Source organism: Thermomonas fusca DSM 15424 (assembly GCF_000423885.1).
Taxonomy (GTDB): domain Bacteria; phylum Pseudomonadota; class Gammaproteobacteria; order Xanthomonadales; family Xanthomonadaceae; genus Thermomonas; species Thermomonas fusca.
On sequence record NZ_AUIV01000005.1, the window covers coordinates 19,802 to 36,696 of the forward strand.

The window sequence follows — 16,895 nt, forward strand, 5'->3', positions numbered from 1 at the left end:
CGGGAAGTGGGCGACGGCGCGTGGCGTCGCTGCGTGTGCCGCGGGCGCGCAGCGCACGAAGCAGATTCAGGCCGAGGCGGAGAACCGGTAGCCGGCGCCGCGCACGGTCTGCACCATCGCGTCCAGCAGATGCGGTTCCAGGGTCTTGCGCAGGCGGCGGATGTGCACGTCGACGGTGCGCTCCTCCACGTACACGCTGCCGCCCCAGACATGGTCCAGCAGCTGGGTGCGCGAATACACGCGCTCGGCGTGGGTCATGAAGAAGTGCAGCAGGCGGTACTCGGTGGGACCCATCTGGATCGGGTGCGAGGCGCCGTCGAGGTCGGCGAACACCCGGTGCGCCGCGCCGTCGATGCGCAGCGCGCCGACCTGCACGCTGCCGTCGTCGTCGTCGTCGCGCGAGCGTCGCAGCACCGCGCGGATGCGCGCCAGCAGCTCGCGCGCGGAGAACGGCTTGACCACGTAATCGTCGACGCCCGCCTCCAGCCCGCCGACGCGGTCGTTTTCCTCGCCGCGCGCGGTCAGCATGATGATCGGGATGTCGCGGGTCAGCGCATCGCGACGCCAGCGCCGGGCCAGTTCCAGGCCGCTGGTGCCGGGCAGCATCCAGTCCAGCAGGATCAGGTCGGGCACGCGCTCGGCGATGCGCTCCTGCGCCTCGCGGGCGTCGGCGGCCAGCAGCGGCGCGTAGTCGCCCTTGCGCAGGGCGTAGGCCAGCATGTCGCGGATCGCGGGTTCGTCTTCGACAATCAGGATGTGCTTTTGCATGTCGTCCGATGGTCGCGCCGCGGAGGGGCGCACCCCATCATTACACGACGGTTTGGTGACAGTTTCGTGACCCTGTCACCTGCCGCTGCGCACCCCGAAACCCAGCCGCCCGCCGCTGGCTTCGTCGTCGCGCACGCCCTGCCGGCGCAGCTCCAGCACGGTCGGGGTGATCGCGGCGATGCGCGCGTCGATGCGGGCGCGGGCGTAGTAGTCCAGATCGTCGCGCTTCTTCAGGTTGTTGAGCTGCACCAGCGCCTGCTCGGGGCGGCCGGACAGGTAGGCGGCCTCGGCCCAGGCCTCGCCCGCGCGCACCGGCTCGCCGGCGATCTCGTTGGCGCGCGCATAGGCCTGCTGGAACGGCAGGTCGTCGCCGGCACCGCCCAGCAGCGGGCGCAGCACCGCCACCGCGCGGATGCCCGCCTCGCGGGTATTGCGCTCGCCCAGCAACCGCGCATAGCCCAGCGCCAGCGCGCGGTGGGTGGGCATGCGCGCCAGCAGCGCCTCGAAGCGGCGGTCGGCGTCCTGGGCGTGGCCGGTGCGGGCCTCGGATTCGCCCAGCGCGATCTGCAGCCACAGGTTGTCCGGCCGCGCCTGCGCCAGTGGGGCCAGCTCCTGCAGGGCCTGCGCATGCTGCCCGGCCTGCTGGTGGGCGAACGCCAGTCCGTAGCGGCGCGCCTCGTCCAGCGGCGCCTTGGCGCGCATCTGCTGGTATTCGCGGATCGCCTGCGCCGGCGTCGGCGCGCTGAGCACGCGCAGGCGCTCGCGCGCCCAGTCGAAATCGCCGGTGCTGCCCTGGCCCTGGCGGCTGCGCGCGCCGGTGGCGATGCGCAGGCCCGGCGGCAGCAGCGGGTTGTTGCTGGGCCCGGTCGCAGCGGTATTGGCCAGCGTCGGCTCCAGCTTGGCGGCGCGTTCGCGCGCCTCGCTGATCCGCGACAGGGTCAATGGATGGGTCTGCAGGTAGCCGGGCACGGCGCTGCGCTCGTCGCCCTGGTTCATCCGCACCACCGATTGCAGGGTCTGGAAGAAGTCCGCCATCGCTTCCGGGTCGTAGCCGGCGTGGGCGAGGGTGCGGATGCCGATGCGGTCGGCCTCGGCCTCGTTGTCGCGGGTGTAGTTGATCTGGCGCTGCTGCAGCACGCCCAGGCCGGTCATCAGCGCGGCCGAAGTGGCGTCGCCGCTGGAGTTGCCCCCCGCCTGCTGGGCGGCCACGATCGCGCCCAGCGTGGCCAGCAGGATCGGCAGGCTTTCGCGCTGGGCTTTCTCGGCGCCACGCAGCACGTGCTGCTGGGTGACGTGGGAAATCTCGTGCGCCAGCACGCCGGCTACCTGGTCCTCGCTGTCCGCCGCCAGCACCAGGCCCGCGTTCATGCCGATGTAGCCGCCGAGGGTGGCGAAAGCGTTGATCTGGCGGTCGCGCAGCATGAAGAAGGTGAAGCTCTGTTGCGGCCGGTCGCTGGCGCCGGACAGGCGCTGGCCGACGTCGTCCAGCCAGCCGTCCAGCAGCGGATCGTCCAGCACGTAGCCGGCGTGGCGCAGCTGCGCCAGCACCATCGCGCCGTACTCGGCCTGGCGGGCGGGCGAGAGCATGCTGCCGGCGGATGAGCCGATGTCCGGCAGGCCGCGGTCCTGGGCGATGGCCGCGGCGGTGCCGGTGGCCAGCAGACAGGCGAGCAGGGCGGTGGACAGGCGGCGCGGGGAAGGAGTCATGCGGACAGGATGCGGGCTGGGCGAAGGCGGGGCGTGAATGGGGCTTGAGCGGCTGGAAAACCAGCGCGGCGGCCCCATATTCGACCAGATTCCCGCCCACAGGTTCAGGAGATCCCATGAGTGCCGCAGAGACCCCCGCCATCACCATCTACAGCACGGCGGTCTGCCCGTACTGCGTGATGGCCAAGAACTTCCTCAAGAGCAAAGGCCGCGAGTGGACCGAGGTCCGCATCGACACCGACCCGGCCGAGCGCGAAAAGATGGTGGCGCTGACCCGGCGCACCAGCGTGCCGCAGATTTTCGTCGGCGACGTCCACGTCGGCGGCTACGACGACATGATGGCGCTGCACCGCGAAGGCAAGCTGGAGCCGCTGCTCGAGGGCAAGCCCGCATGAGCGACGCCGACGACCGGATCAAGCAGTTCACCGAATTCCGCCAGCGCATGAACAAGCGCATCCTGGACGAACCCAACCAGGTGGTGCGGCGCTTCTTCGCGCTGGATACCCAGACCTACCAGCCCGGCGCGCTGGACGTGAAGACCAAGGAGTTGATGGGGCTGACCGCCTCGATGGTGCTGCGCTGCGACGACTGCATCAGCTACCACGTGGCCCAGTGCAAGGACGCCGGCGTCACCCGCGAGGAGATGTTCGAGGCGTTTTCTGTCGGGCTGGTGGTGGGCGGCTCCATCGTCATCCCGCACCTGCGCCGCGCCGTGGATTTCCTGGACCGGCTGGAACAGGGGGAGGCCGAAGCGCCGGCCACCCACGACCATGGTTGAAGACCGGCGGACATACGCCGTCGCACGGCATCTGCGATAATCGCGGGCTATCTGCCCCCACCCACGGCATCGCGCGGCGCGCGGTGCCGGCCTGTCTGGAAACTGGAAAATGACAACGATCACGGTCATCCGCGGCGACGGCATCGGCCCGGAAATCATGGACGCCACCCTGCACGTGCTGGACGCGATGCAGCTGGGCCTTTCGTACGAGTACGCGGATGCCGGCATGGTCGCGCTGGAGAAGCATGGCGACCTGCTGCCGGTGGCGACCATGGATTCGATCCGCAAGAACAAGATCGCGCTGAAGTCGCCGCTGACCACCCCGGTGGGCGGCGGGTTCTCCTCGATCAACGTCGAGCTGCGCAAGCGCTTCGACCTGTACGCCAACGTGCGCCCGGCCAAGTGCTTCCCGAACACCAAGTCGCGCTTCAGTGGCGGCGTCGACCTGATCACCGTGCGCGAGAACACCGAGGGTGCCTACATCGGCGAGGGCCAGAGCGTTTCCGAGGACGGCGAGACCGCGGTGCTGACCCAGAAGGTCACCCGCAAGGGCTCCGAGCGCATCGTCCGCTACGCCTTCGAGCTGGCCCGCAAGACCGGCCGCAAGAAGGTCACCATCGTGCACAAGGCCAACATCCTGAAGTCCACCTCGGGCCTGTTCCTGAAGACCGCGCGCGAAGTGGCCCAGCAGTACCCCGACATCGAGTGCAACGAGATGATCGTGGACAACACCTGCATGCAGCTGGTGATGAAGCCGGAACAGTTCGACATCATCTGCACCACCAACCTGTTCGGCGACATCATTTCCGACCTCTGCGCCGGCCTGGTCGGCGGCTTGGGCCTGGCGCCCGGCGCCAACATCGGTACCGACGTGGCGATCTTCGAAGCCGTGCACGGCTCCGCCCCGGACATCGCCGGCAAGGGCGTCGCCAATCCGTGCGCGCTGCTGCTGGGCGCGGCGCAGATGCTCGACCACCTGGCCAAGCCGGATCAGGCCGCCCGCCTGCGCGAAGCCATCATCGCCACCCTGGAAGCCAAGGATTCGCTGACCCCGGACCTGGGCGGCGAGGGCACCACGATGTCGTTCGCCAAGGCGATCGCGTCACGCCTGTAAGCGATCCATCGCGCGCCGGCGCCAATGCCGGCATCGCAACGAAAAAGGGCACCCTGCGGTGCCCTTTTTCATGTCCGGCAATGATCGGCAATCAGTTGCGCGACTGCAGCTTGCTGAGCAGGCGCAACAGTTCCAGATACAGCCACACCAGCGTCACCAGCAGGCCGAACGCGGCGTACCACTCCATGTACTTCGGCGCGCCATGTTCCACGCCCTGTTCGATGAAGTCGAAGTCCAGCACCAGGTTCAGCGCGGCAATCACCACCACGAAGCCGGAAAACGCGATGCCGATCAGGCTGCTGTCGTGGATGAAGCTCATGCCCTTGAAGCCGAACAGGCCCAGTCCGATCTGGACGAGGTAGAGCAGGGCGATGCCGCCGGTGGCCGCCACCACGCCGAGCTTGAAGTTCTCGGTCGCCTTGATCAGGCCGCTGCGATAGGCCAGCAGCAGCGCGGCCAGGGTGCCGAAGGTCAGGCCCACCGCCTGCATCACGATGCCCGGGAAGCGCAGTTCGAACATCGCCGACACCGCACCGAGGAACAGCCCTTCCAGCACCGCGTAGGCGGGGGCGGTATAGGGCGACCAGGTCTTCTTGAAGATCGTCACCAGCGCGACGATGAAGCCGCCGATCGCGCCGCCCCAGACGTAGGGCATCACCGCGCCCGGGTTGCCGGCGGCCATCGCGGCGGAGAACTGCGCCCAAGTGAACAGCGCGCCGGCCAGCGTCAGCACCAGCAGGATGGCGGTCTTGTTGACCGCGCCGTTGAGCGTCATCGCCCCCGCGTCGCCCTGCACCAGGGTGCCGCTGCCGAGGTCGAGGAAGGTGTTGTCCTTGAGTGCGGGATTGCCGCTGCGCATGGGGATCATCCTGTGCTTGGTCGGCTGCTGCCGGGATGCGGCGAGGATAACAGCCGTTGCAGGATGGTGCGAAAGGCGGGACTCGAACCCGCACGCCTTGCGGCACTGGAACCTAAATCCAGGGCGTCTACCAATTCCGCCACTTTCGCGCGCCGGCATTGTAGCGGCGCCGGCTGGCACCGCGGGCGAACCGCCGGTTCGAATCCGCGCTGGCGCGTCGGGCAAAAGAAAACGCCCGGCTTGTGGCCGGGCGTTTCGGGGTTTGGTGGGCCGTCAAGGATTCGAACCTTGGACCTATTGATTAAGAGTCAACTGCTCTACCAACTGAGCTAACGGCCCCGAAGAAGCGAAATTGTAGCAAACACTCGATCAACTGCAAATACCCGCGGTCGATCGTTCATCAAAGGGTGGGGTGGCTGAAGGGACTCGAACCCTCGACAACTGGAATCACAATCCAGGACTCTAACCAACTGAGCTACAGCCACCACCGAAAACTGTCCCGCTGTTTGGCGCGCCCGGCAGGAATCGAACCTGCAACCACCGGCTTAGAAGGCCGGTGCTCTATCCGGTTGAGCTACGGGCGCCCGGGCCGGAACTTGAACCAGGCGACACCGGAATGGTCGGGGTAGAGGGATTCGAACCCCCGACATCCTGCTCCCAAAGCAGGCGCGCTACCAGACTGCGCTATACCCCGCCCGATGGAACCGATTTCATTCCAGCGCCCGCCCGGTTGCTGCGATCACTGTCTTCCGAGCACGCCAGCGCAACGAAAGGCCGGGCATTGTCCGACTGCGCGCGCCGTCTGTCAACGCGTCATCGCCAGATGGGTGGCGAGGCGGGCGGAAATCGGGGAAACTAGCAAGTTCCGCGCGGTCGTGGCCGCGCCCGGGACGGCTGTTCCGGTAACCGCATCCATCCGCACAATTCCGGGTTCTCGCGAACCCGTCCAGGAGTCATCGCATCATGCAAGTCTCGGTCGAATCCATCGGCAACCTCGAGCGCCGCGTCATCCTCAGCCTGCCCGCCGGCGACGTCGAGGCGCAGATCGGCAGCCGCCTGCGCGAGATTGCGCACACGGTGCGGATCAAGGGCTTCCGCCCGGGCAAGGTACCGACCAAGGTGGTCGAGCAGCGTTACGGCGGCCAGGTCCGCGCCGAAATCCTCGACGGCCTGCTGCGCGAGGGGCTGGGCAAGGCGGTGCGCGAAAACGAGCTGAACGTTGTCGGCGCGCCGCAGATGATGCCGGGTGAAGACGCCGCCGAGGGCGAGCTGAAGTACGTGGCTTCGGTGGAGCTGGCGCCGGACTTCGGTGAGCTCGACATGAGCAAGCTGGAAGTCGTGCGCCACACCGCGGAAGTCACCGATGCCGACGTCGAGCGCATGCTCGAGAACCTGCGCCAGCAGCGCGCCAGCTGGACCCAGGTCACCCGCGCCGCCAAGGCCGGCGACCTGGTGAACCTGGAAACCAGCAGCACCGTCGACGGCACCCGCATGCCGGCCGAAGGCGCCGAGCGCACCAGCACCGTGCTGGGCTCCGCCGCGATCTACCCCGAGGTCGAATCCGCCATCGCCGGCATGCAGCCGGGCGAGGAGAAGACCCTCGACGTGACCCTGCCGGCCGACTGGCACGCCGCGCAGTTCGCCGGCAAGACCATCACCTCGACCTTCAAGCTGGTCGACGTGGCCGAACAGGTGCTGCCGGAAGTCGATGCCGCGTTCATCCGCAGCTTCGGCGTCAAGAGCGGCGACCTGGAGCAGTTCAAGGCCGACATCCGCAGCAACCTCGAGCGCGAGCTCAAGGGTGCGCTGATGAACCGCCTGCGCCGCGAAGTCGGCGAGCAGCTGGCGACCGTCTACAAGGACGTCGAGCTGCCGCCGCGCCTGGTCGAGAACGAGGCGCAGGCGCTGATGGCCAACGCCGCCGAGCAGGCCCGCCGCCAGGGCCAGCAGCTGGCCGCCGCGCCCGAGGCGTTCCAGGAAGCGGCGCGCAAGCGCGTGCTGGTGGCGCTGCTGGTGGGCGAAGTGGCCCGTCGCAACGACCTGCGCCTGGAGCCGGAGCGCCTGAACGAAACCATGCGCCTGATCGCTTCCACCTACGAACAGCCGCAGCAGGTCATTGATCTGTACCGCAACGACCCCCAGTTGATGCAGGGCCTGCAGAACCGCGTGATGGAAGAGCAGGTCACCGACTGGATCGCCGAGCGTGCCCAGCACACCGAAAATGCGCTGAGCTTCCAGGAAGCGATCAACCAGTAACTTCAACAGGCGGAAACGCCGAGCGAGCAACCAATGGATCCGATCAAGAACCTCAACCTGGTGCCGATGGTGGTCGAACAGACCAGCCGCGGCGAGCGCGCGTACGACATCTATTCGCGCCTGCTGAAGGAGCGGGTGATCTTCCTGGTCGGCGGCATCGACGACCACGTGGCCAACGTGGTCGTCGCGCAGATGCTGTTCCTCGAGGCGGAAAACCCCGAGAAGGACATCAGCCTGTACATCAACTCGCCCGGCGGGATCGTCACCGCCGGCATGGCGATCTACGACACCATGCAGTACATCAAGCCGGACGTGAGCACCATCTGCGTCGGCCAGGCCTGCTCGATGGGCGCGGTGCTGCTGGCGGCGGGTGCCGCCGGCAAGCGCTACGCGCTGCCGAATTCGCGGGTCATGATCCACCAGCCGCTGGGCGGCGCGCAGGGCCAGGCCACCGATATCGACATCCAGGCGCGCGAGATCCTGGCGATGCGCGAGCGCCTGAACGAGATCCTGGCCCGCCATACCGGCCAGGCCATCGACGTGATCGCCCGCGACACCGAGCGCGACAACTTCAAGAGCGCAGAGGCCGCCCGCGACTACGGCCTGGTCGACGAAGTGCTCAGCCGGCGTCCGGAAGAATCGATCCAGACCAGCTGAACCGTGCGGCGGGCCGTGGACTCACGGATTCCGCCCGCCGGCCGATAACTGGCGTACAACGAAGAACCGCCCCGGCTGGGCCCGGCGGGGGCGTATGGTATTCTCGGGCCGAAGCCGCACTGCGCGGCGAGCGAGTGGCGAATGAGCGAAGACCGTCAGGGACGCAACACCGGCGACAACAGCAAGATCCTTTACTGCTCCTTCTGCGGGAAGAGCCAGCATGAGGTGCGCAAGCTGATCGCCGGGCCCAGCGTGTTCATCTGCGACGAGTGCGTGGAGCTCTGCAACGACATCATCCGCGAGGAACTCGAGGAGAAGGCGCAGTCCAACCGCAGTTCGCTGCCGAAGCCGCGCGAGATCCTCGAAGTGCTGGATCAGTACGTGATCGGCCAGCAGCGGGCGAAGAAGACGCTGGCGGTGGCCGTCTACAACCACTACAAGCGCATCGAGAGCCGGCAGAAGTCGGACGACATCGAGCTCGCCAAGTCCAACATCCTGCTGGTCGGCCCGACCGGCTCGGGCAAGACGCTGCTGGCGGAAACGCTGGCGCGCATGCTCAACGTGCCGTTCACGATGGCCGACGCCACCACGCTGACCGAAGCCGGCTACGTCGGCGAGGACGTGGAAAACATCATCCAGAAGCTGCTGCAGAAGTGCGACTACGACGTCGAGAAGGCGCAGCACGGCATCGTCTACATCGACGAGATCGACAAGATCAGCCGCAAGTCCGAGAACCCGTCGATCACCCGCGACGTGTCCGGCGAAGGCGTGCAGCAGGCGCTGTTGAAGCTGATCGAAGGCACCCTTGCCAGCGTGCCGCCGCAGGGCGGGCGCAAGCATCCGCAGCAGGAGTTCCTGCAGGTCGATACCCGCAACATCCTGTTCATCGTCGGCGGCGCGTTCGCCGGCCTGGACAAGGTGATCCAGCAGCGTTCCAGCGATTCCGGCGGGATCGGCTTCGGTGCCAAGGTGAAGAGCGCCGAGCGCAAGGCCGACATCGGCCAGGTGCTGGCGCGGGTCGAGCCCGAAGACCTGATCAAGTACGGCCTGATCCCGGAGTTCGTCGGCCGCCTGCCGGTGGTCGCCACCCTGGAAGAGCTGGACGAGGCGGCGCTGATCAGGATCCTGACCGAGCCGAGAAACGCCATCACCAAGCAGTTCAAGAAGCTGTTCGAGATGGAAGGCGTGGAGCTGGAAATCCGCCCCGACGCGCTGGCGGCGATCGCCAAGCAGGCGATCAAGCGCAAGACCGGCGCACGCGGCCTGCGCACCATCGTCGAGTCGGTGCTGCTGGACACGATGTATGAACTGCCGTCGCTGGAGAACGTCAGCAAGGTGGTGGTGGACGAGTCGGTGATCGACCACAAGTCCGAGCCGTACCTGATCTACCAGACCGTGCCGGCGCCGGCCAAGGCCGCGGCCGCGGACTGAGCCCCTTCCGCCGCGGATGCGTGGAAAGCCGCCTTCGGGCGGCTTTCGCGTTTCAGCGGGAAGATACGCCCGTCCGGGTCGGGTAATGCGTCCGCAACGCATTGATTCGGCTGGGATTGCGCGCTCATGGCGGAGATCGCTTGCAACCCGGGCGCAACATCCCCATAAACGAAGCATGGCGGCGCAGGCGCGCCGCGGCCGCAACGGAGTCCCCCACATGGCTGCCCCGACCCGATCCGAATCCCCCGTGCTGCCGGTGCTGCCGCTGCGCGACGTGGTGGTATTCCCGCACATGGTGATCCCGCTGTTCGTGGGTCGCGAGAAGTCGATCCGCGCGCTGGACATCGCCGTGGAAGGCGACAAGCGCATCCTGCTGGTGGCGCAGAAGGCCGCCGACACCGACGACCCGGAGGCCGGCGATCTCCACGAGATCGGCACGATGGCGCAGGTGCTGCAGCTGCTGAAGCTGCCGGACGGCACCATCAAGGTACTGGTGGAAGGCCTGTCGCGCGCGCGCGCCGAAAAAGTGCATGCACAGGATGGCGCGCTGTTCGCGAGCGCGCACGAAGTGGCGTCGGGCGACGAGCGCGAGCCGCGCGAGGTGCAGGCGATCGTGCGCACCCTGCTGTCGCTGTTCGAGCAGTACATCAAGACCAACCGCAAGCTGCCGCCGGAACTGTTGCAGACCCTCTCCGGCATCGAAGAACCCGACCGCCTGGCAGATACCATCGCCGCGCACCTGGGCGTGCGCCTGGCCGACAAGCAGAAGCTGCTGGAAACGCTGGACACCGCCGGCCGGCTGGAGCTGCTGGTGGGGCTGGTCGACGGCGAAATCGACGTTCAGCAGATGGAAAAGCGCATCCGCGGCCGGGTCAAGACGCAGATGGAGAAGAGCCAGCGCGAGTACTACCTCAACGAGCAGATGAAGGCGATCCAGAAGGAGCTGGGCGAGCTCGACGACGCGCCCAACGACCTTGACGAGATCGCCCGCCGCATTGCCAACGCCGGCATGCCGAAGGCGGTGGAAACCAAGGCGCGCACCGAGTTCGCCAAGCTCAAGCAGATGTCGCCGATGTCGGCCGAGGCCGGGGTGGTGCGCAACTACCTCGACTGGCTGCTGGGCGTGCCGTGGAAGAAGCGCAGCAAGGTGCGCAAGGATCTCAAGGGCGCGCAGGAAACCCTGGATGCCGACCACTACGGGCTGGAGAAGGTCAAGGACCGCATCCTCGAATACCTGGCCGTGCAGTCGCGCGTGGCCAAGATGAAGGGCCCGATCCTGTGCCTGGTCGGCCCGCCTGGCGTGGGCAAGACTTCGCTGGGGCAGAGCATTGCGAAAGCGACCAACCGCAAGTTCGTGCGGATGGCGCTGGGCGGCGTGCGCGACGAGGCCGAGATCCGCGGCCATCGCCGCACCTACGTCGGCTCGATGCCGGGCCGGATCGTGCAGAACCTCAACAAGGTCGGCACCCGCAACCCGCTGTTCATGCTGGACGAGATCGACAAGATGTCGATGGACTTCCGCGGCGATCCGTCCTCGGCGTTGCTGGAAGTGCTCGATCCCGAGCAGAACCACACCTTCAACGACCATTACCTGGAGGTCGACCTCGACCTGTCCGAGGTGATGTTCGTCGCTACCTCCAATTCGCTGAACATTCCCGGCCCGTTGCTGGATCGCATGGAAGTGATCCGCATCCCCGGTTACACCGAGGAGGAGAAGCTCAACATCGCGATGCGCTACCTGGTGCCCAAGCAGCTCAAGGCCAACGGCCTGCGCGAGGGCGAGCTGCGCATCGACGAGAGCGCGATCACCGGCATCGTGCGCTACTACACGCGCGAATCCGGCGTGCGCAGCCTCGAGCGCGAAATCGCCAAGATCGCCCGCAAGGTGGTCAAGGACATCGCGCTGAAGGGCCCGCAGCCGGCGCCGAAGAAGGGCAAGCCGGCGAAACCGAAGACGGTGGCCGTCACCGACAAGAACCTCGACAAGTACCTGGGCGTACAGCGCTACGACTTCGGCCGTGCCGAGGCTGAAAACGAGGTCGGCCTGGTCACCGGCCTGGCTTGGACCGAAGTCGGCGGCGACCTTTTGCAGATCGAATCCACGCTGGTGCCTGGCAAGGGCGCGCTGATCCTGACCGGCCAGCTCGGCGACGTGATGAAGGAGTCGGCATCGGCAGCGCTGTCGGTGGTGCGTGCGCGCACCGAACAGCTCGGCATCGACCTGGACTTCCTGCAGAAGCACGACGTGCACGTGCACGTGCCGGACGGCGCGACGCCGAAGGATGGCCCCAGCGCCGGCATCGCGATGGCCACTGCGCTGGTATCGATGCTCACGAAGATCCCGGTGCGCCACGACGTGGCGATGACCGGCGAGATCACCCTGCGCGGCAAGGTCACCGCGATCGGCGGGCTGAAGGAGAAGCTGCTGGCGGCGCTGCGCGGCGGCATCCGCACGGTGATCATCCCGGACGAGAACCGCAAGGACCTGGCCGACATCCCGGCGACGGTGACCAAGCACATGAAGATAGTGCCGGTGAAGTGGATCGACGAGGTGCTGGATCTGGCGCTGGAGCGGCCGTTGCCGGCGCAGACGCGCGGCGGCGGCAAGCCGGCGGCGGCATCGAAGGGCAAATCCAGGGGCAAGGCGGGCAGCCGTCCCGCCGTGCAGCATTGAGCCCCGCACGCGAAGATGCGCGCATGATTGCCGACATGTGTCTGAAAGCCGCACCACTGCTCGCTTTCGTGTTGCGCGCCGGAAACGGCGCTGGTATAAGGTTGGCAACCGCGGCGGTCTGACCTGGCGTCGCGGCAAGCCCGGAACCAAGGCAGGGGAGCGCCGCGGTTCCGGTCAACGAGAATTCTCCGCGTCACTTTCCGCAACGGAGCCAACAAGCAAATGAACAAAGCCGAATTCGTCGAAGCCGTCGCCGACAATGCCGAACTGACCAAGGCCGATGCCGGTCGCGCTGTTGATGCGATGGTCGCCGCCATCACCAAGGCCCTCAAGAAGGGCGACACCGTGACCCTCGTGGGCTTCGGCACCTTCTCGGTCCGCAAGCGTGGCGCCCGTACCGGCCGCAACCCGCGCACCGGCGACACCATCAAGATCAAGGCCTCCAAGAACCCGGCGTTCAAGGCCGGCAAGGCGCTGAAGGACGCGGTCAACTGACCGTTTCCCTCAGGGATCTTCGAAAAGCCCGGCCGCAAGCCGGGCTTTTTCGTGGCTGGAACCGGCGCAAAGGTTCCGTTGCGCGGCGCCTGCTGCGATAATCACCGGCCTGGGCACTTAGCTCAGCGGTAGAGCGGCTCCTTTACACGGAGCGGGTCGGGGGTTCGATCCCCTCAGTGCCCACCAGGTCGCGAAAGAAAAGTGTTGCGCCTACGAAAAATGTAGGTATGATTGCGGGCTCACAGCGGAGTGGTAGTTCAGTCGGTTAGAATGCTGGCCTGTCACGCCGGAGGTCGCGGGTTCGAGTCCCGTCCACTCCGCCAGTTTGAAGCAAGAGCCCTGCAGCGATGCAGGGCTTTTTGCTGTGCGCCGGTCGCGCCGCGCGTGTCGGCCGCTTCGCTCGGGTTAGACTAACCGGCTACGTCTCACTGCCGGTTCGCCCATGCTGCAGAAACTTCGCGATAAGACTTCCGGTTGGATCGCCACCGTGATCCTCGGCCTGCTGATCGTCCCGTTCGCCTTCTTCGGCATGGAGTCATACATGTCGCAGCAGGTGGACAACTACGCCGCGCGCATCGCGCAGCCGCCCTCGTGGTGGAAGTCGGCGCCGCAGGTATGGCCGGTTAGCTACCTGTGGACGTTCCACGACATCGATTCGCAGGTCTATCGCGAGCGCCTGGAAATGGTCCGCATGAACATGCGCGAGCAGCAGGGCGAGAACTTCGACCCGAAGGCGTTCGAGTCGGTCGAGAACAAGCGCCGGATCCTCGATGCGCTGATCGACGAACAGCTGATGAAGCTGGCCGCCGAACGCGACGGCATCGTCATCAGCGACGCCGAAGTGCGCGAGTCGATCCGCAAGTTCCCCGATTTCCAGGTGGACGGCGCGTTCAACGCCGACCGTTACCAGCTGCTGCTGGCGTCGCAGAACCCGCCGATGAGCCCGCGCGACTTCGAAGCACGAATCCGCGACAGCCTGAAGAACGAACTGATTCCGTCCGGCATCGCCCGCTCCGCGTTCGTCACCGATGCCGAGCTGGATCGCCTGATGCGCCTGCTGGGCGAGCATCGCGACGTCGGCTTCGTGGCCCTGCCGCCGGTCGCGCCGGATGCCGGCGAAGTGACTGCAGCGCAGATCGATGCGTGGTACCAGGCCCACAAGTCCGAATACCGCAAGCCGGAAACGGTGCGGCTGGAGTACGTCGAGGTCGACGGCAGCGCGGTGCCGGCCGCGGCGGTGGACGAGGCCGCGCTGCACAAGCGCTATCAGGAGCAGATCGGCAAGTATTCCTCGACCGAGAAGCGCGACGTCGCGCATATCCTGGTGACCGTGGCCGCGAATGCCAGCGACGCAGACAAGAAAGCCGCGGAAGCCAAGGCCAAGAAGCTGGCCGCCGAGGCGAAGGCGCCTGGTGCGGACTTCGCCGCGCTGGCGCGCGCCAACTCGGACGACGCCGGCTCCAAGGCCGGCGGCGGCAGCTTGGGCCTGATCGCCAAGGGCGGCATGCCGGGCGCCTTCGACGACACCGCCTTCGCGATGCAGGCGGGCGAAGTGCGTGGGCCGGTGAAGACCGATTTCGGCTGGCACATCATCAAGGTCAACGCCGTCCAGCCGGCGGTGCAGCGGCCGTTCGAGGACGTGCGCGCGGACCTGGAGAAGGAGCTGCAGGAAGGCTCGCGCGAGCGCGCCTTCAACGAGCTGACCGGCAAGCTGGTGGACGCGGCCTACCGCACGCCGACCTCGCTGGAGCCGGCCGCCAAGGCGCTGGGCCTGCCGCTGCAGACCACGCCGGCGTTTACCCGCGCCGGTGGCCCGGGCATTGCCAGCGACCAGAAGGTACTGCGGGTGGCGTTCTCCGAGACCATGCTGCAGGACGGCACCGCCAGCGATCCGATCGAGCTGGGCCCGGAGCGCACGGTGCTGGTCCGGGTAATCGAACACGAGGCCGAGAAGGCGCTGCCGCTGGCGCAGGTGCGCGACGCGGTGGTGGCGGCGATCCGTGCGGATCGCCAGCGCAAGGCGGCTGAGGCCGCGGCGGACGCGCTGGTGAAGGCGGCGAAGGCCAAGGGCCTGGCGGCAGCTGCGCAGGAGGCCGGGCTGGCCGTGGCGGACCTGAACGACATCACCCGCGGCATGCCGGTGCCGTCGCCGCAGGCGGCGCAGGCGTTCTTCAACGAGCCGCGTCCGCAGGCCGGGCAGGCTTCGGTCAACAAGGTGTTGGCAGGTGGCCAGTACGTGGTGTTCGCGGTGCGCGCGGTGCGCGATGCGGACATCGGTCAGGTCACGCCGCAGGAGCGCGACACCCTACGCAAGCAGATGTCGGCGGCGCACGGCATGCAGGCACAGGACGCCTTCATCCGCGCGGCGCGCGCCAAGTACACCATCAAGGTGGCGGAAGACCGGCTCTGACGCGTGGCGGGCGGCGCGGTGGATCGCGCCGCCATCGCCCGGATGTGAAAACGCCCGGCAATGCCGGGCGTTTTTTGTTGCGGCGGAGTGCGATCAGTCGATCCCGCTCATGCCCATGATGTTGTAGCCGGCGTCGACGTAGGTGATCTCGCCGGTGATGCCGCTGGCCAGATCCGAGCACAGGAACGCGGCGGTATTGCCCACGTCCTCGATGGTGACCGCACGACGCAGCGGTGCGGCGGCTTCGAAGCTGCTCAGCATCTTGCGGAAATTGGCGACGCCCGATGCGGCCAGCGTGCGGATCGGGCCGGCCGAGATCGCATTGACGCGGGTGCCCTCCGGACCCAGCGCCATCGCCATGTAGCGGACGGTGGCTTCCAGCGAGGCCTTGGCCACGCCCATCGTGTTGTAGTTGGCCAGCGCGCGCTCGGCGCCGAGGTAGGACAGGGTGAGGACGCTGCCGTTGCGGCCCTTCATCAGCGGGCGCGCGGCCTTGCCCAGCGCGGCCAGCGAGTAGGCGCTGATGTCGTGGGCGATGTGGTAGCGCTCGCGGTTGATGCCGTCGAGGAAGTCGCCCTCGATCGCCTCGCGCGGTGCGAACGCGATGCAATGGACGAGGATGTCGAAGCCGTCGCTCCAGTGCTTGCCCAGCTCGGCGAAGCAGTTGTCGATCTGGGCGTCATCGGCCACGTCCAGCGGCAGCACGATGTTGCTGCCGTAGCCAGCGGCGGCGTCCTCGACGCGCGACTTGAGTTTTTCGTTCTGGTAGGTCAGCGCCAGCTCGGCGCCTTGGCGGTGGAAGGCGTCGGCGATGCCGGTGGCGATCGAACGCTGGCTGGCGATGCCGGTGACCAGCGCGCGCTTGCCCTGCAGGAATCCCATGGTGTCTCCTTGAATGTGCGCGTGGGGCGCGTCGAGCGAATGCTCTAGTGTGCCCTGCGCGCGGGGCTGCGGCCAGTGTTCGCGCCCGTACGGAGCGGATCAGGCGCGGAAGCCGTCCTTCCATACGCGCAGCGCGCCGAACACCTCGGCGTCGTTGGCCAGCGGCCGGCCCGCATGGCGCTGCGCCGCCGCGCGCACGGCCGGTTCGGCGCAGCGCAGGAACGGGTTGCAGGCGCGCTCTTCGCCCAGCCGGGTCGGCAGCGTGGGCTGGCCTGCCGCGCGCAGGCTGCGGATTGCGTCCGCCCGCGCCTGCAGCGCCGGATTTTCGGGATCGACCGCCAGTGCGAACGCCGCGTTGGCCAGCGTGTATTCGTGCGCGCAGCAGACCTTCGTGTCGCCTGGCAGCGCAGCCAGGCGCGCCAGCGAGGCGTGCATCTGCGCAGCCGTGCCCTCGAACATCCGCCCGCAGCCAAGGCTGAACAGGGTATCGCCGCAGAACAGCAGGCCCTCGCCGTGGTAGGCCACGTGGCTGCGGGTGTGGCCGGGGACGGCCAGCACGCGGAAGCGCCACGGCCCGACGGCCACCTCGTCTCCACTCTCCACCCATTGGCTGGCGCTGGCGATGCGCTCGTCCCGCGGCGCGAACACCGGCGTGCCCGGCCAGCGCGCCAGCAGCTCGTCGACGCCGCCGATATGGTCGCCGTGATGGTGGGTCAGCAGGATCGCATGCGGCGGCGGGCCATCGCCCAGCGCGGCCAGCACCGGGGCCGCATCACCGGGATCGACCACCAGCGCGCGGCCGGTGCCATCGCGCAGCAGCCAAATGTAATTGTCGTCGAACGCCGGGAGCGGCAGCGCGTGCAT

General features: G+C 67.5%; 14 protein-coding genes and 7 tRNA genes. 11 read left to right on the forward strand and 10 right to left on the reverse strand.

What is annotated here, in order from left to right; translation table 11 throughout:
• Nucleotides 1-66: 66 nt before the first annotated feature.
• Nucleotides 67-768 carry a phosphate regulon transcriptional regulator PhoB gene (gene phoB / locus G582_RS0102025; RefSeq protein WP_028838409.1) on the reverse strand — a complete coding sequence of 234 codons (702 nt, stop codon included), beginning with the start codon at nt 766-768 and terminating at the stop codon, nt 67-69.
• A 75-nt stretch (nt 769-843) separates the two neighbouring features.
• A complete protein-coding gene (locus G582_RS15090; protein ID WP_051246476.1) occupies nt 844-2,475 on the reverse strand; it encodes a M48 family metalloprotease in 1,632 nt (543 codons plus the stop codon).
• A 116-nt stretch (nt 2,476-2,591) separates the two neighbouring features.
• On the opposite strand from G582_RS15090, the gene grxC reads away from it, so the two are divergent.
• The 3 genes from grxC (at nt 2,592) to G582_RS0102045 (ending at nt 4,367) form a co-directional block, all read left to right on the forward strand.
• Entirely contained in the window at nt 2,592-2,870 is a 279-nt protein-coding gene (grxC, locus tag G582_RS0102035; RefSeq protein ID WP_028838410.1) for a glutaredoxin 3, read from the forward strand.
• Nucleotides 2,867-3,253 carry a carboxymuconolactone decarboxylase family protein gene (locus G582_RS0102040; RefSeq protein ID WP_028838411.1) on the forward strand — a complete coding sequence of 129 codons (387 nt, stop codon included), beginning with the start codon at nt 2,867-2,869 and terminating at the stop codon, nt 3,251-3,253. Before grxC ends, G582_RS0102040 begins: the two co-directional genes overlap by 4 nt.
• Before the next feature lie 109 nt (nt 3,254-3,362).
• The gene (locus tag G582_RS0102045; RefSeq protein WP_028838412.1) at nt 3,363-4,367 is read left to right on the forward strand and encodes an isocitrate dehydrogenase; all 1,005 of its coding nucleotides are present in this window, start codon (nt 3,363-3,365) and stop codon (nt 4,365-4,367) included.
• Nucleotides 4,368-4,458: 91 nt separating this feature from the next.
• Here G582_RS0102045 and G582_RS0102050 read toward each other — a convergent pair whose 3' ends face one another.
• The 6 genes from G582_RS0102050 to G582_RS0102075 form a co-directional block, all read right to left on the reverse strand.
• Entirely contained in the window at nt 4,459-5,226 is a 768-nt protein-coding gene (locus G582_RS0102050) for a Bax inhibitor-1/YccA family protein (RefSeq protein WP_028838413.1), read from the reverse strand.
• Between the two features lie 64 nt (nt 5,227-5,290).
• Nucleotides 5,291-5,375: transfer RNA gene (locus G582_RS0102055), tRNA-Leu, on the reverse strand.
• A gap of 114 nt (nt 5,376-5,489) precedes the next feature.
• A tRNA-Lys gene (locus tag G582_RS0102060) sits at nt 5,490-5,565 on the reverse strand.
• Between the two features lie 69 nt (nt 5,566-5,634).
• Nucleotides 5,635-5,711 (reverse strand) — tRNA-His (locus G582_RS0102065).
• Between the two features lie 22 nt (nt 5,712-5,733).
• Nucleotides 5,734-5,810 (reverse strand) — tRNA-Arg (locus G582_RS0102070).
• A 33-nt stretch (nt 5,811-5,843) separates the two neighbouring features.
• A tRNA-Pro gene (locus G582_RS0102075) sits at nt 5,844-5,920 on the reverse strand.
• A 269-nt stretch (nt 5,921-6,189) separates the two neighbouring features.
• Here G582_RS0102075 and tig point away from each other — a divergent pair.
• From tig to G582_RS18540, 8 genes are all read left to right on the forward strand, one after another.
• A complete protein-coding gene (tig, locus tag G582_RS0102080; protein WP_028838414.1) occupies nt 6,190-7,482 on the forward strand; it encodes a trigger factor in 1,293 nt (430 codons plus the stop codon).
• A 33-nt stretch (nt 7,483-7,515) separates the two neighbouring features.
• A complete protein-coding gene (clpP, locus tag G582_RS0102085) occupies nt 7,516-8,139 on the forward strand; it encodes an ATP-dependent Clp endopeptidase proteolytic subunit ClpP (protein ID WP_028838415.1) in 624 nt (207 codons plus the stop codon).
• A gap of 141 nt (nt 8,140-8,280) precedes the next feature.
• On the forward strand, nt 8,281-9,570 hold the full coding sequence (gene clpX / locus G582_RS0102090; RefSeq protein ID WP_028838416.1) for an ATP-dependent Clp protease ATP-binding subunit ClpX: 1,290 nt from the start codon (nt 8,281-8,283) through the stop codon (nt 9,568-9,570).
• Between the two features lie 217 nt (nt 9,571-9,787).
• Nucleotides 9,788-12,244 carry an endopeptidase La gene (gene lon / locus G582_RS0102095; RefSeq protein WP_028838417.1) on the forward strand — a complete coding sequence of 819 codons (2,457 nt, stop codon included), beginning with the start codon at nt 9,788-9,790 and terminating at the stop codon, nt 12,242-12,244.
• A 222-nt stretch (nt 12,245-12,466) separates the two neighbouring features.
• On the forward strand, nt 12,467-12,739 hold the full coding sequence (locus tag G582_RS0102100) for an HU family DNA-binding protein (RefSeq protein WP_028838418.1): 273 nt from the start codon (nt 12,467-12,469) through the stop codon (nt 12,737-12,739).
• A gap of 111 nt (nt 12,740-12,850) precedes the next feature.
• Nucleotides 12,851-12,925, forward strand: a tRNA-Val gene (locus G582_RS0102105).
• A 60-nt stretch (nt 12,926-12,985) separates the two neighbouring features.
• Nucleotides 12,986-13,062, forward strand: a tRNA-Asp gene (locus G582_RS0102110).
• 119 nt (nt 13,063-13,181) lie between these two features.
• The gene (locus tag G582_RS18540; protein ID WP_028838419.1) at nt 13,182-15,149 is read left to right on the forward strand and encodes a SurA N-terminal domain-containing protein; all 1,968 of its coding nucleotides are present in this window, start codon (nt 13,182-13,184) and stop codon (nt 15,147-15,149) included.
• Between the two features lie 93 nt (nt 15,150-15,242).
• Here G582_RS18540 and G582_RS0102120 read toward each other — a convergent pair whose 3' ends face one another.
• The gene (locus tag G582_RS0102120) at nt 15,243-16,031 is read right to left on the reverse strand and encodes an enoyl-ACP reductase FabI (protein WP_028838420.1); all 789 of its coding nucleotides are present in this window, start codon (nt 16,029-16,031) and stop codon (nt 15,243-15,245) included.
• A 99-nt stretch (nt 16,032-16,130) separates the two neighbouring features.
• Complete coding sequence (gloB, locus tag G582_RS0102125; RefSeq protein ID WP_028838421.1) at nt 16,131-16,895, reverse strand: hydroxyacylglutathione hydrolase; 765 nt, start codon at nt 16,893-16,895, stop codon at nt 16,131-16,133.

Bases quoted from the DNA above. Each gene is read 5' to 3' on its own strand.
- lon (WP_028838417.1), top strand. From the start codon at position 9,788: ATGGCTGCCCCGACCCGATCCGAATCCCCCGTGCTGCCGGTGCTGCCG.
- clpX (WP_028838416.1), top strand. From the start codon at position 8,281: ATGAGCGAAGACCGTCAGGGACGCAACACCGGCGACAACAGCAAGATC.
- phoB (WP_028838409.1), bottom strand. From the start codon at position 768: ATGCAAAAGCACATCCTGATTGTCGAAGACGAACCCGCGATCCGCGAC.
- G582_RS18540 (WP_028838419.1), top strand. From the start codon at position 13,182: ATGCTGCAGAAACTTCGCGATAAGACTTCCGGTTGGATCGCCACCGTG.
- G582_RS0102040 (WP_028838411.1), top strand. From the start codon at position 2,867: ATGAGCGACGCCGACGACCGGATCAAGCAGTTCACCGAATTCCGCCAG.
- clpP (WP_028838415.1), top strand. From the start codon at position 7,516: ATGGATCCGATCAAGAACCTCAACCTGGTGCCGATGGTGGTCGAACAG.
- grxC (WP_028838410.1), top strand. From the start codon at position 2,592: ATGAGTGCCGCAGAGACCCCCGCCATCACCATCTACAGCACGGCGGTC.
- G582_RS0102050 (WP_028838413.1), bottom strand. From the start codon at position 5,226: ATGCGCAGCGGCAATCCCGCACTCAAGGACAACACCTTCCTCGACCTC.
- tig (WP_028838414.1), top strand. From the start codon at position 6,190: ATGCAAGTCTCGGTCGAATCCATCGGCAACCTCGAGCGCCGCGTCATC.
- G582_RS0102100 (WP_028838418.1), top strand. From the start codon at position 12,467: ATGAACAAAGCCGAATTCGTCGAAGCCGTCGCCGACAATGCCGAACTG.
- G582_RS0102045 (WP_028838412.1), top strand. From the start codon at position 3,363: ATGACAACGATCACGGTCATCCGCGGCGACGGCATCGGCCCGGAAATC.
- G582_RS0102120 (WP_028838420.1), bottom strand. From the start codon at position 16,031: ATGGGATTCCTGCAGGGCAAGCGCGCGCTGGTCACCGGCATCGCCAGC.
- gloB (WP_028838421.1), bottom strand. From the start codon at position 16,895: ATGCACGCGCTGCCGCTCCCGGCGTTCGACGACAATTACATTTGGCTG.
- G582_RS15090 (WP_051246476.1), bottom strand. From the start codon at position 2,475: ATGACTCCTTCCCCGCGCCGCCTGTCCACCGCCCTGCTCGCCTGTCTG.